Origin of the sequence: Cupriavidus sp. U2 (genome assembly GCF_009663685.2) — a bacterium.
Lineage (GTDB): Bacteria > Pseudomonadota > Gammaproteobacteria > Burkholderiales > Burkholderiaceae > Cupriavidus > Cupriavidus necator_C.
The window spans coordinates 830459-843154 of record NZ_RCOG02000032.1; the positions used below are offsets into that span (position 1 = coordinate 830459).

11 protein-coding genes are annotated in these 12696 nt (G+C 66.3%); 8 read left to right on the forward strand and 3 right to left on the reverse strand.

Annotated features, from left to right (window positions below; all coding sequences use genetic code 11):
• Positions 1-9 precede the first annotated feature (9 nt).
• Positions 10-1512 (forward strand): tripartite tricarboxylate transporter permease, encoded by a 1503-nt coding sequence (locus D9X30_RS28025; protein WP_153945569.1) that lies wholly within the window; start codon positions 10-12, stop codon positions 1510-1512.
• Positions 1513-1615: 103 nt separating this feature from the next.
• On the opposite strand, the gene D9X30_RS28030 is transcribed toward D9X30_RS28025, so the two are convergent.
• Complete coding sequence (locus D9X30_RS28030) at positions 1616-2500, reverse strand: LysR family transcriptional regulator (RefSeq protein ID WP_153945570.1); 885 nt, start codon at positions 2498-2500, stop codon at positions 1616-1618.
• Between the two features lie 165 nt (positions 2501-2665).
• On the opposite strand from D9X30_RS28030, the gene D9X30_RS28035 reads away from it, so the two are divergent.
• A complete protein-coding gene (locus D9X30_RS28035; protein ID WP_153945571.1) occupies positions 2666-3643 on the forward strand; it encodes a Bug family tripartite tricarboxylate transporter substrate binding protein in 978 nt (325 codons plus the stop codon).
• Positions 3644-3717: 74 nt separating this feature from the next.
• Positions 3718-5343, forward strand: a complete 1626-nt coding sequence (gene ggt, locus D9X30_RS28040) for a gamma-glutamyltransferase (protein ID WP_153945572.1) — start codon at positions 3718-3720, stop codon at positions 5341-5343.
• 125 nt (positions 5344-5468) lie between these two features.
• Here the strand turns inward: ggt and gltS are convergent, their stop codons facing one another.
• On the reverse strand, positions 5469-6665 hold the full coding sequence (gltS, locus tag D9X30_RS28045; RefSeq protein ID WP_153945573.1) for a sodium/glutamate symporter: 1197 nt from the start codon (positions 6663-6665) through the stop codon (positions 5469-5471).
• 184 nt (positions 6666-6849) lie between these two features.
• Between gltS and D9X30_RS28050 the strand changes: the two genes are divergently transcribed.
• Both D9X30_RS28050 and D9X30_RS28055 read left to right on the forward strand, forming a co-directional pair.
• Complete coding sequence (locus D9X30_RS28050; RefSeq protein WP_153945574.1) at positions 6850-7710, forward strand: PhzF family phenazine biosynthesis protein; 861 nt, start codon at positions 6850-6852, stop codon at positions 7708-7710.
• An 80-nt stretch (positions 7711-7790) separates the two neighbouring features.
• On the forward strand, positions 7791-8408 hold the full coding sequence (locus D9X30_RS28055; RefSeq protein WP_153945575.1) for a pyridoxamine 5'-phosphate oxidase family protein: 618 nt from the start codon (positions 7791-7793) through the stop codon (positions 8406-8408).
• Positions 8409-8427: 19 nt separating this feature from the next.
• Here the strand turns inward: D9X30_RS28055 and D9X30_RS28060 are convergent, their stop codons facing one another.
• Positions 8428-9912: a CoA transferase gene (locus tag D9X30_RS28060; protein WP_153945576.1), complete on the reverse strand. Its 1485-nt coding sequence runs from the start codon at positions 9910-9912 to the stop codon at positions 8428-8430.
• Between the two features lie 311 nt (positions 9913-10223).
• Between D9X30_RS28060 and D9X30_RS28065 the strand changes: the two genes are divergently transcribed.
• From D9X30_RS28065 to D9X30_RS28075, 3 genes are all read left to right on the forward strand, one after another.
• Positions 10224-11972 carry a glutamine--tRNA ligase/YqeY domain fusion protein gene (locus tag D9X30_RS28065; protein ID WP_153945577.1) on the forward strand — a complete coding sequence of 583 codons (1749 nt, stop codon included), beginning with the start codon at positions 10224-10226 and terminating at the stop codon, positions 11970-11972.
• Positions 11973-11974: 2 nt separating this feature from the next.
• Complete coding sequence (locus D9X30_RS28070; protein WP_092594442.1) at positions 11975-12205, forward strand: RNA-binding S4 domain-containing protein; 231 nt, start codon at positions 11975-11977, stop codon at positions 12203-12205.
• A 92-nt stretch (positions 12206-12297) separates the two neighbouring features.
• Complete coding sequence (locus tag D9X30_RS28075) at positions 12298-12687, forward strand: MAPEG family protein (protein ID WP_092594444.1); 390 nt, start codon at positions 12298-12300, stop codon at positions 12685-12687.
• Positions 12688-12696: the final 9 nt, after the last annotated feature.

Consider the following 12696-nt stretch of genomic DNA (forward strand, 5'->3'; position numbering starts at 1 on the left):
CCCGCCCTCATGGAACTGTTAGCCAACCTCGGACTGGGCTTTTCGACCGCCCTGTCCTTCCAGAACATCGCCTACGCGTTCCTGGGCTGCGTGCTCGGGACGCTGATCGGCGTGCTGCCGGGCCTGGGCCCGCTGGCCACCATCGCGATGCTGCTGCCCGTGACCTACACGCTGCCCCCGGTGGCCGCGCTGATCATGCTGGCCGGTATCTACTACGGTGCCCAGTACGGCGGCTCGACCACCGCCATCCTGGTGAACCTGCCCGGTGAATCGTCGTCGGTGGTGACCACCATCGATGGCTACCAGATGGCACGGCGCGGCCGCGCCGGCGTGGCGCTGGCCACAGCCGGTATCGGTTCGTTCTTCGCCGGCTGCGTGGCCACGCTGATCCTGGCCGCTTTCGCGGCGCCGCTGTCGGAACTGGCGTTCAAGTTCGGCCCCGCCGAGTACTTCTCGCTGATGGTGCTGGGCCTGATCGGTGCCGTGGTGCTGGCGTCGGGCTCGCTGGTCAAAGCGATTTCGATGATCGTGCTGGGCCTGCTGCTGGGCCTGGTCGGGACCGACGTGAACTCGGGGGCGGCACGCTTCTCGTTCGACGTGCCCGAGCTGACCGACGGCCTGAACTTCGTGTCGGTGGCCATGGGTGTGTTCGGCTTTGCGGAAATCATCGCGAACCTGGAACAGAAGGAAGCCCGCGAGACCTTCACCGATCACGTGACCAACCTGTTCCCGACCAAGGAAGACTTCAAGCGCATGATCCCTGCCGTGCTGCGTGGCACGGCCCTGGGTTCGGCGCTGGGTATCCTGCCGGGCGGCGGTGCGGCACTGGCTTCGTTTGCAGCCTACTCGCTGGAAAAGAAGACCTCGAAGTACGCACACGAGTTCGGCAAGGGCGCCATCGAAGGCGTGGCAGGTCCGGAATCGGCCAACAACGCCGCGGCACAGACGTCGTTCATCCCGCTGCTGACGTTGGGTATCCCGCCGAACGCCGTGATGGCGCTGATGGTGGGTGCGATGACGATCCACAACATCCAGCCGGGCCCGCAGGTCATGACCAGCAACCCGGCGCTGTTCTGGGGCCTGATCGCGTCGATGTGGCTGGGCAACCTGATCCTGATCGTCCTGAACCTGCCGATGATCGGTATCTGGGTGAAGCTGCTGAAGGTGCCGTACCGTTACCTGTACCCGGCCATCCTGACGTTCTGCTGCATCGGCGTGTACTCGGTCCAGAACACCACGTTCGACGTGTTCCAGACCGCGGCCTTCGGTATCATCGGCTACCTGTTCATCAAGCTGCGCTGCGAACCGGCACCGCTGCTGCTGGGCTTCGTGCTGGGACCGATGATGGAAGAAAACTTCCGCCGCTCGCTGCTGCTGTCGCGTGGTGACTTCAGCGTGTTCGTGACGCGTCCGCTGTCGCTGGGCCTGCTGATCGCTGCGGCGGTCCTGGTGGCGATCGTGGCCATGCCGTCGATCAAGGCGAAGCGCGAAGAAGCGTTCCAGGAAGAGTAAGGACGTTTCCCCCGCTGCATGAAACAAGGGCGCCCCTGTGGCGCCCTTTGTCTTTTGGCAGGTCTTTCCCGCTATCTGGCGTTCCCCAGGCGGCGCCCGGCCCTCAGTCGCCGAACAGGGCCGCGCAGGCGGTGCGGATGGCCTCGGTGACGTGCACGCGGCCGTGATCGCGCCGCTCCAGCATGCCGATGGTGCGTACGGTGGGTTCGCCGCCTGCCCGCAACGGCAGGATGCGCAGCGCGCGGTCGTCGCGCCAGCGGGCACGCTTGAGCAGCGGCACCACGGTCACGCCCACTTCCTGCCGGACCAGTTCCACCAGCGCCTCGATCGAGTTCAGTTCCAGGTATTCGTTGGTGCGAAGGTGGGCGCGGCGCAACGCGCGTTCCACCAGCGCGCCGGTGCGCTGGCTACGGTCGAAGCGCAGGAACGGGTTGGCAGCGAGTGCTTGCCGTGCATCGTCGCCCTGACTGCCACGTGCCGCAATCGCCACAAGCGGTTCGTCATACAGCGGGGTCCAGTGCAGCGTGCCAGCCAGGCGTGCCGAGCCCTCCACCACAAAAGCGGCGTCGAGCTCTCCACTTTCCACCATGGCCGCCAGTTCGAACGACTTGGCGCCGATCAGCCTGACATCGAGCGCCGGATAGGTCCGCTTCATCTGCGCCACCACGTGCGACAGCCCGCCCATCACGGAAACCACCGCGCCCACCGCCACCGCCCCAGCCATCGCTTCGGTGTCGGCCAGCGGCACGCGCATGTCGTCGTAGAGCGCCAGCAGCCGGCGCGCCTGAGGCAGCAGCGCCCGGCCATCGGCATTGAGCACGGCCACCCGGCCGCTGCGGTCGAACAGGGCGCGACGCAACTCTTCCTCCAGCGACCGCATCTGGAGGCTGACTGCCGCCTGCGTCACCGCGACCTGGCCGGCGGCGGCGGCAAACGACCCGTGTTCGGCCACGGCGACGAAGGTTCTCAGAAAGCGGATCGTGCTCATTGCTGGTGCATCTTTCGGGGCGCGCGCCGGAGGGCGGCCATCCTCAAGAATTTCTTGTCAATCAAGCAAGGAATATTAACTTTCATTGTGGGGGCGGGCGCGGAATAATTTGTGTTTTCCTGCCGCAGTTCCACGTCGCACCCATCCGTCCCGGAGACGCAACACATGAAATCCTGGCTACGCCATCTTGGCATCGGCCTTGCCACGAGCCTGACCCTTGCTGCCGCCCCGTCGCATGCCGACACCTTTCCCAGCAAGCCGATCCGCCTGATCGTGCCGTTTCCGGCCAGCGGTGCCACTGACCTGCTGGCACGCGCCATCGCCCAGAAGGTAGGCCAGAACCTGGGCCAGCAGATCGTGGTCGACAACCGGCCCGGCGCCGGCGGCGCCATCGGTTCGGACATGGCCGCCAAAGCCGCGCCCGACGGCTACACGATCCTGATCGCCACCACCAGCACGCATTCGATCGGGCCGTACATCAATGCGCACCTGCCCTACAACACCGAAACGGACTTCACGCCGATTGGCCAGGTGGCCACCGCCACCAACGTGCTGGTGGTGCCCAACCAGCTGCCGGTCAAGAACGTCAAGGAACTGATCGACTACGCCAGGAAGCATCCGGGCGAGCTGAACTATGCGTCGAGCGGCAATGGCACCGTGGTCCACCTGACCGCCGAGGCCTTCAAGGCCCAGGCCGGCGTGTTCATCACGCACATCCCGTATCGCGGCACCGCGCTGGCCGTGCCTGACCTGATCTCGAACAAGGTGCAGGTGCTGTTCGACAGCATCGTGTCCGGCATGCCGCACGTGAAGGACGGCAAGCTCAAGGCACTGGCCGTGACCAGCCTGAAACGCTCGCCGTTGGCGCCGGACCTGCCTACCGTCAGCGAATCGGGCCTGCCGGGCTTTGAATCGGATACCTGGTTCGGCATCTATGGTCCCAAGGGCCTGCCGCCCGAGATCGTCAACCGCCTGAATGCCGAGTTCAACAAGGCCATTCAGTCGCAGGACGTCAAGGACCGTCTGGCCAAGCTGGGCGCCGAACCGATTGGCGGCACGCCGGCCCAGTTCGCCGCGATGGTGAAAAAGGACAGCGCACGCTGGGGCAAGCTGATCAAGGATCGCAAGATCCAGGTCGACTAAGCACAAGCAGGACAAGCGGGCGACAATGGCGTCGCCCTGCCGAGCACGACAACCAGGCAGCAAAGAGAGACACCATGCAGAACTTCAACTGGACCAATCCCTATCCCACCGTGCGCATTCCGCTGTTCGCGCGCAACGTGGTATCGACCTCGCATCCGCTGGCCGCACAGGCCGGCCTGCGCATGCTGCTCAAGGGCGGCAATGCCGTGGATGCCGCCATCGCCGCTGCCGCAGCCATCACGCTGGTGGAGCCGGTGTCGTGCGGGCTGGGCAGCGATGCCTTTGCGATCCTCTGGGATGGCAAGGAACTGCATGGCCTGAACTCGTCGGGCGTGGCCCCGAAGGCCTGGAGCCCCGAATACTTCAAGAACAAGTACGGGGTGGACGGCAACGGACTGGCCAACCGGCCGATCCGCGGCTGGGATTCGGTGACCGTGCCCGGCGTGATCGCCGGCTGGGCCGCGCTGCACGAGCGATTCGGCAAGCTGCCGTTCGAGGACCTCATGGCGCCCGCCATCGAGATCGCCGAACGCGGCTACGCCGTGCCGCCGGTGGTGGCACACAAGTGGGCCGCCGCCGTACCGGACCTCAAGAGCCAGCCGGGCTTTGCCGACACGTTCATGCCCAACGGCCGCGCGCCGCACGTTGGCGAAAAGTTCGTGTTCAAGAATGCCGCCGAGACGCTGCGCAAGATCGGCGCCACGAAGGGCCGCGCCTACTACGAAGGCGAGATCGCCGAGAAGATCGCTGCGTTCAGCAAGGAATGCGGCGCCGCGATGACGCTGGACGACCTGCGCAACTATCGCCCCGAATGGGTCAAGCCGATCAGCAAGTCGTATCGCGGCTACGACGTCCATGAGATTCCGCCCAATGGCCAGGGCATTGCCGCGCTGATGGCGCTGGGCATCCTGGACCAGTTCGACCTGGGCGCCCTGCCCGTGGATTCGGTCGATTCGCAGCACCTGCAGATCGAGGCGATGAAGCTGGCCTTTGCCGACCTGTACCGCTACGTGGCCGACCCGCGCAGCATGGAAGTCACCCCCGAGCAGATGCTGGGCGATGCGTACCTGAAGTCGCGCGCCAAGCTGATCGACATGCAGCGTGCCACGCATTTCAACTTCGGCATGCCGCGCACGGGCGGCACGATCTACCTGACCGCCGCCGACGAGAACGGCATGATGATCTCCTTCATCCAGTCGAACTACATGGGTTTCGGTTCGGGCGTGGTGGTACCGGGCACCGGCATCAGCCTGCAAAATCGTGGCGTGGGCTTCTCGATGGACCCCAAGTCGGCCAATGTGGTGGAAGGCGGCAAGCGCCCGTTCCACACGATCATCCCGGCGTTCCTGACCAAGGATGGCCAGCCCGTGATGAGTTTCGGCGTGATGGGCGGCGACATGCAGCCCCAGGGCCATTTGCAGACCGTCGTGCGCATGCTCGACTACAACCAGCAGCCGCAGGCCGCTTGCTGCGCGCCGCGCTGGAAGGTCAACCGCGACTTCACGCTCGACGTTGAAGGCACCATGGACCCGAACACCGTGGCAGGCCTGAAGGACCGCGGCCACAAGCTCAAGTCGGTGGAAGACCCGTATATGGACTTCGGCTCAGGCCAGTTCATCTGGCGCCTGTCGCAAGACGCCGAGCAAGGCTACGTGGCCGCCAGCGACAGCCGGCGCGACGGCCAGGCCGTGGGCTTCTGACGCAACACCGCCTGACGTATCGATATCGTAGTACCGCAGTGGGTAACACCGTAGTTGATGTCCTGCGAGGCGCCACGGAACCATCCGTGGCGCCTTTTTTATGCCGCATCGGTATCCGTGCGGCGTCAGTAGACCGGCAGGCTCAGGAACAGCTTGATGACCACGGCATTGACGATGTCGATGAAGAAGGCACCCACCATCGGCACGATCAGGAAGGCCAGGTGCGACGGGCCGTAGCGGTCCGTGATGGCCTGCATGTTGGCGATGGCCGTGGGCGTGGCCCCAAGGCCGAAGCCGCAATGGCCGGCGGCCAGCACGGCGGCATCGTAGTTGCGGCCCATGACCCGGAAGGTAACGAAGATCGCATAGGCGGCCATGGCGCCGGTCTGCACCAGCAGGATCAGCAGCATCGGCAGCGCCAGCGAGGCCAGTTCCCACAGGCGCAGGCTCATCAGCGCCATCGCCAGGAACATCGACAGGCTCACGTTGCCCAGCACCGACAGCGCGCGATCGAAGACCGTGTACCAGCCCAGCAGCGCCAGCCCGTTGCGCAGCAGCACCCCGACGAACAGCACCCAGACAAAGGTCGGCAGTTCCAGCCAGCTGCCCTTGAACAGGTCGCCCAGCGCCTGCCCCGCGGTCAGGCAGACCAGGATCAGCGCCAGGGTCTCGATCAGCGCCGATGCCGTGATCGGCCGCACCGCCTGGGGATTCTCGAAGTTGAGCACGCGGTCATCGCCGGCACCCACGCCCGGCTTGGTCACATTGCGCAGCAGGTAGCGCGCCACCGGGCCGCCGATCAGGCCGCCCAGCACCAGGCCGAACGTGGCGCACGCCACGCCGAGCTCCGTGGCGTACGACATGCCGAACTGCTCGACAAACGTCTTGCCCCAGGCCGCGCTGGTGCCATGACCTCCCGACAGCGCGATCGACCCGGCCAGCAGGCCGGTGGCCGGATGCAGGCCCAGCGCGCTGGCCAGCCCGACGCCGATCGCGTCCTGGATCACCAGCAAGCCCGCCACCGCGACCAGGAAGATGCCGATCGACTTGCCGCCCTGCTTCAGGCTGGCAAGATTGGCGCTCAGGCCAAGCGTGGCAAAGAAGGCGAGCATCAGCGGCGTCTGCGCGGTGGTGTCGAACTTCACCTGCACGTCGGCGGTAAAGCGGGCCAGGGCCAGGCATAGCGCCACGACAAGTCCGCCCACGACCGGCTCAGGAATGTTGAAGGTGCGCAGCGGCGTTGTGACCTGCAGCAGCTTGCGTCCGACCAGCAGCACCAGCGATGCCGCGACGAGCGTTTCGTAGTTGTTGAGTTCCAGCATGGCGAGCAACCAAAAAACCTCAATTCTTGGCGCCCCGCCTGCTCTCGCCAATCGCATTCCGCTTAAAGATGCGAAGCGGGTGCCAAGCGCAACTGTTCCGTTGCACTTGCATGAAACTGTGCATGGCTTCGGCGCATCGCTTCCCTACACTATGTGGTTTCCCATCCACGTCCGCGAAACGCCCATGGCCACCTACGCATACCGAATCGTCAATGTCTTTGCCGAATCCACTTTCGGCGGCAATCCACTGTGTGTGTTCGAGGATGCGCGCGGCATGGACGATGCCACCATGCAGGCCCTGGCCCTGCAGTTCAACCTGTCCGAGACGACGTTCATCCTGCCGTCCGACAAGGCCAATGCGGCCGTCCGCATCTTTACGCCCGGCTACGAGATGCGCTTTGCCGGCCATCCCACGCTGGGCACCGCCCACGTGGTGCGCGACCTCGCGCAGACCGGCAACGCGCTGTCGCTGGAGTTCAAGGCCGGAGTCGTTCCCGTGACCGCCGTGGAAGACCGCTGGACGCTGACCGCCCCGCACCAGGGGGCGCCCAGGACGGCGCCGGCCGGCCTGCCCGACGCCGAGATGGCATCGCTGCTGGGCCTGCAGGCCGACGACCTGGCCGGCGCGCCGATCTGGGTCGATACGGGCGCCGACCAGCTGCTGGTGTCGCTGAAGACGCCCGACGCCGTACGCCGCGCCCAGCCCGACAGCAGCCGCCTGGACCGCTGGCCGCAAAGCAGCCTGGGCCGCAAGACTGCCTACGTGTTTGCCTTCGATCCCGAACAGCCGGGCAAGGTGCTGGCGCGCTATTTCTTCACCAAGCAGGGCGGGGGCGTGGCGGAAGATCCGGGTACCGGCTCGGCATGCGCGAACCTGGGGGGCTGGCTGGTGGCCACTGGCCACGCGCTGCCCGCCCGCTATGAAGTCGATCAGGGGGAATTCGTCGATCGACGATGCCGCCTGGACCTCGCCGTGACCGTCGAAGGCGCAATCCGCGTGGGCGGCCGCGTCATCGAACTGGGTCGCGGCACGGTCAGCATCTGACCGCACAGACCATCGCACCTTGGGGAATGTGCGTCATACTGGCGCCTTCCTCTCCACGCCTGCCTTTCGCGAGCCGTCCCATGCCATCGCACGACATCACTACGCTGGCCGACCTCGAGGCGCTCTACGCCGAGCCCGGCGCCGCCTCGCTGGCCAAGGAAGTCGACTACCTGCATCCGCACTACCGCGCCTTCGTCGAAGCCTCGCCGTTCTGCCTGCTTTCCACGATGAACAAACAGGGCGGCGACTGCTCGCCGCGCGGCGATGCGCCCGGTTTCGTGCAGGTGCTGGACGACCGCACGCTGCTGCTGCCGGACCGGCGCGGCAACAATCGCATCGACAGCCTGCGCAATATCCTGGCCGACCCGCGCGTCGGGCTGCTGTTCCTGGTGCCCGGCGTCAATGAAACGCTACGCGTCAGTGGCACCGCTACGGTTTCCACGGACCCGGACCTGATCGCCCGCTGCATGATGCAGGACAAGGCGCCCACCACGGTGCTGGTGATCCGCATCCACTCGGTATTCTTCCAGTGCGCGCGAGCCCTGCTGCGCTCGCGCCTGTGGCTGGCCGACGCGCAGGTGCCACGCGAGGCGCTGCCCAGCACCGGCACCATGCTGGCCACGCTGAGCCAGAACGCGATCGATGGCGCCGCCTACGACCGCGATCTGCCCGAACGCGTACGCACCACGCTGTATTAGGCCCCCGCCGGCCGGGCGATTAACGCGGTAGCCACGCCGCCGCGTGCGTGCCCAGCGGTACCGACGGCAGCGCCCAGTGGGCGGGCGTCTCCGACAGGTGCGCCGCATGGCGCACCACGGTCAGTTCGCCGAAGCCGGACTCTTCCACTTCGAGCAGATCGGAAATCTCGTCGATATGTTGATCCGGCACCGCCGCGCCACCCGGCACGCGCCCGAGGCTGCGCAGCCACTGCCCCACCTGCGCCAGCGATACGCGCACGTGCCAGCTGCCCCCTTCCACCGCGCGCCGATGCAGCGCCACCATTGCGCCGAACGCCAGCAGATAGCCCGAGGCGTGGTCCAGCACCTGCGCCGGCAGCGGCTTTGGCTCGGCGCTGCCGGCCGCCTGCGCTTCGTCGGTATTGATGCCGGTGGCGGTCTGCACCAGCGAATCGAAGCCCCGCTTGCCCGACCATGGCCCCACATGGCCGTAGGCCGACAGCGACACGTAGACGATGCCGGGGCGGGCCCGCGCCGCCGCCTCGGGTCCGGCGCCCAGTTCCGCCAGTCCGTTGGGACGATAGCCCTGCACCACCACATCGGCACCGTGGAACAGCTTGTGCAGCGTGCGCTTGTCGTCGGCATCGCGCAGGTCAAGCTGGCATGACCGTTTGCCCCGGCCCGTATCGATCACCAGCGAGGGCATCGACGGCAGGTGCGCGGCCGTCACCAGCAGCACGTCGGCCCCATGCGCAGCCAGTGTGCGGCCAGCGACCGGCCCCGCGATGATGCGCGTGAAGTCCAGCACCCGGACACCGCCCAGCGGCCGCGCATCGACATTGATCTCGGCATGGGGCCCGAACGCTGGCAGCGGTTCCGGCGGCGCGTCGCCGATCTTTTCGATGATCACCGGCGGCAGCCCCTGCAGCGCCTGGGCCTGCGGATGCCGCAGCCATTCATCGAGCGAGCGCATGGCCGACACGACCATGCCGGCGTCCGATGCGACCGTCTCGAAATCCTCGGCCTTCCACCCCGACAGCGCCGCCCGTACGGCGTCCTTGTCATACGCGCATTTGAGTATCTTCAGGACGCCGTCGCGATGGTGGGGAAAATTCGTATGCAGACGCACCCATCGGCCGTCCCCCGCCGGATACAGGCCGGCGATCTTGTCCCAGAGCTCGGGCGCCGGCCCGCCGTTGACACGCAGGTAGCGTTCGCTACGGAACTCCGCCAGCGCATGGCGCATATCGACCGACACATCCTGCCAGCGGCCAGTGCGCTGGGCCCAGATCGCGGCCGCCGCCAGCGCCGACGCACCCAGGCTGGCCTGCGCGGCGGTGCCGATGGCGAAGCTCGACGGCAGGATGGGGTCCTGTCCGGTCAGCGTGACATGGGACAGCGCCTCGGGCGGCATGGCGGCGGCGCTCCACAGCGCGGCAAGCACGTCGGCGGGGGCCTGGTGGACGGCGGCGCGGCCGGGGCCGGCGGCGTCGGGGGGGTTCGTGGCGGAACTGGCGGCATTCATGGCATGTATTCCTGCGGCGGGAATGGAGGCGGCATGCGACGATGACGTCGCACGGAGCATGCGCGAGGCGGGTACGCAGAGCCGTACCGTGCCGTGGATTCTGCACCACTTTGGCCCGTTGCGCCGTGAGACGAATCCGAATTTCGTGACGCACCGCCGGGTTGCGCCACAGGCACGGTAAAATCGCACCATTCGCCGGACTTTCCTCGCCACTCCAGCGCACCCAATCCAGGAACACCAGGAACGCGGCCGGGTCGATCCAGACCGGGCCGGTCCACCAGTTATCGAGCCGCAAGTGATGCGGCGCCAACATGAGCCACGACAACAAGCCTACCGACACGCCAGCCGCCTCCAACTTCCTGCGGAGCATCATCGACCAGGACCTCGCCGCCGGCACGTACGGCGGCCGCACGGACAAGCAGGGCGAGCCGCTGCCGACCGTCATCACGCGCTTTCCGCCGGAGCCGAACGGCTACCTGCACATTGGCCACGCCAAGAGCATTTGCGTGAACTTCGGCCTGGCCCGCGACTATGCCGGCCGCTGCCACCTGCGCTTCGACGACACGAACCCGGTCAAGGAAGACACCGAATACGTCGATTCGATCATCGACGCAGTGCACTGGCTGGGTTTCTCATGGGATGCCAGGCAGCCCGGCGGCGCGCCGCATCTGTACTACGCGAGCGACTACTTCGACCGCCTGTACCAGTTCGCCGAGACCCTGATCGAGCGTGGCGTGGCCTACGTGGACAGCCAGAGCGCGGACCAGATTGCCGCCAGCCGCGGGAATTTCTCGGAGCCCGGCAAGCCGTCGCCGTTCCGCGACCGCTCCGTCGAGGAAAACCTGAAGCTGTTCCGCGAGATGCGCGACGGCAAGTACGCTGACGGCGAGCATGTGCTGCGCGCCAGGATCGACATGGCCGCGCCGAACATCGTGATGCGCGACCCGGTGCTCTATCGCATCCGCCATGCCCATCACCACCGGACCGGCGACAAGTGGTGCATCTATCCGATGTACGACTTCACGCACTGCATCTCGGACGCGATCGAGAACATCACGCACTCGCTGTGCACGCTCGAATTCGAGAACAACCGCCCGCTTTATGACTGGGTGCTGGAACACCTGCGCGATGCCGGCGTCTTCGCCAGTCCGCTGCCGCACCAGTACGAATTCGCCCGCCTGAACCTGACGTATGCGATCACCAGCAAGCGCAAGCTCAAGCAGCTGGTGGATGAAAAGCGCGTGGACGGCTGGGACGATCCGCGCATGCCGACCATCGTCGGGATGCGCCGCCGCGGCTATACGCCGGAATCGATCCAGCTGTTCTGCGACCGCATCGGCGTGTCGAAGGCCGACAGCTGGATTGACATGAGCACGCTGGAAGGCGCCGTGCGCGACGACCTCGATGCCCGTGCCCCGCGCAGCGTAGGCGTGCTGGACCCGGTCAAGCTGATTCTGGACAACTATCCCGAGGGCCAGAGCGAGGAATGCTCGGCGCCGGTGCACCCGAAGCTGCCGGAAATGGGCCGCCGCGTGTTCCCGCTGTCGCGCGAGCTGTGGATCGAGCGCGATGACTTCACCGAAACCCCGCCGAAGGGCTATTTCCGCCTGTTCCCGGGCAACAAGGTGCGCCTGCGCTACGGCTACGTGATCGAATGCACGGGCGTGGACAAGGACGCCGACGGCAACGTGGTCGCCGTCCATGCGAACTACCTGCCGGAAACAAAGAGCGGCACGCCGGGCGCGGACAGCGTCAAGGTCAAGGGCAATATTCACTGGGTCAGCGCGGCGCATGCCTGCCCGGCCGAAGTGCGTCTGTACGACCGCCTGTTCAACGACCCGAATCCCGATGCCGGCGGCAAGAATTTCCTCGATGCGCTGAACCCGGACTCGAAGAAGGTGGTGACCGCCTACCTGGAACCGGGCCTGCGCGACGCCAAGCCGGAAGAACGCTTCCAGTTCGAACGTCACGGCTATTTCGTTGCGGACCGTACCGATTCGCAGCCCGGCAAGCCAGTGTTCAACCGCACGGTTGGCCTCAAGGACAGCTGGGGCAAGTGAGCATGGCACAGACGATTACGTTTCCGCTCGAGGGCGAGTTCATTGCCCTGAACGACCTGCTCAAGGTGGCTGGCGTCTGCGACAGCGGTGGCGCCGGCAAGGCACTGGTCGCGGCCGGCGAGGTCTCGGTGGACGGTACGCCGGAGTCGCGCAAGACCGCCAAGATCCGCGCCGGCCAGGTGGTGGGCGTTGGCGGCGCTGACGGCGTTCGCATCAAGGTCGTCGCCGCCTGAACCCGCCTTGGGGCCCCTCCACGGCCCCGGCACAATTGGAAAGGAGGCGGCGGATCATGCCGCCTCCGCACCGAAACACGCAAGGAGTCTTCATGCCGATCGCGTTCTGGTGTGTATTGCTGGCAGGCCTGATGCCAGTGCTGACTGTCTCCATCGCCAAGGCCGGCAGTCGTGCCGGCACGTTCGATAACCACGACCCGCGCGCGTGGCTGGAAAGGCAAAGCGGCCGCGCCCGCCGCGCGGACATGGCGCACCGCAATCATTTCGAAGCGTTTCCGTTCTTCGCCGCGGCGGTCTTCACGGCCACGCATCTGGCGGCGCCCCAGGCCCGCATCAACGAACTGGCCATGGTGTTCATCGTGGTCCGGATTCTCTACACGATTTGCTACCTGACCGATCGCGCCACGCTGCGGACGCTATGCTGGACGATTGGCTATCTGACGGTGATCGGCATTTTCCTGCTTCCCGTGTTCGTTCACTGAGCCAACGGC

Bases quoted from the DNA above. Each gene is read 5' to 3' on its own strand.
- D9X30_RS28025 (WP_153945569.1), top strand. From the start codon at position 10: ATGGAACTGTTAGCCAACCTCGGACTGGGCTTTTCGACCGCCCTGTCC.
- D9X30_RS28030 (WP_153945570.1), bottom strand. From the start codon at position 2,500: ATGAGCACGATCCGCTTTCTGAGAACCTTCGTCGCCGTGGCCGAACAC.
- D9X30_RS28035 (WP_153945571.1), top strand. From the start codon at position 2,666: ATGAAATCCTGGCTACGCCATCTTGGCATCGGCCTTGCCACGAGCCTG.
- ggt (WP_153945572.1), top strand. From the start codon at position 3,718: ATGCAGAACTTCAACTGGACCAATCCCTATCCCACCGTGCGCATTCCG.
- gltS (WP_153945573.1), bottom strand. From the start codon at position 6,665: ATGCTGGAACTCAACAACTACGAAACGCTCGTCGCGGCATCGCTGGTG.
- D9X30_RS28050 (WP_153945574.1), top strand. From the start codon at position 6,850: ATGGCCACCTACGCATACCGAATCGTCAATGTCTTTGCCGAATCCACT.
- D9X30_RS28055 (WP_153945575.1), top strand. From the start codon at position 7,791: ATGCCATCGCACGACATCACTACGCTGGCCGACCTCGAGGCGCTCTAC.
- D9X30_RS28060 (WP_153945576.1), bottom strand. From the start codon at position 9,912: ATGAATGCCGCCAGTTCCGCCACGAACCCCCCCGACGCCGCCGGCCCC.
- D9X30_RS28065 (WP_153945577.1), top strand. From the start codon at position 10,224: ATGAGCCACGACAACAAGCCTACCGACACGCCAGCCGCCTCCAACTTC.
- D9X30_RS28070 (WP_092594442.1), top strand. From the start codon at position 11,975: ATGGCACAGACGATTACGTTTCCGCTCGAGGGCGAGTTCATTGCCCTG.
- D9X30_RS28075 (WP_092594444.1), top strand. From the start codon at position 12,298: ATGCCGATCGCGTTCTGGTGTGTATTGCTGGCAGGCCTGATGCCAGTG.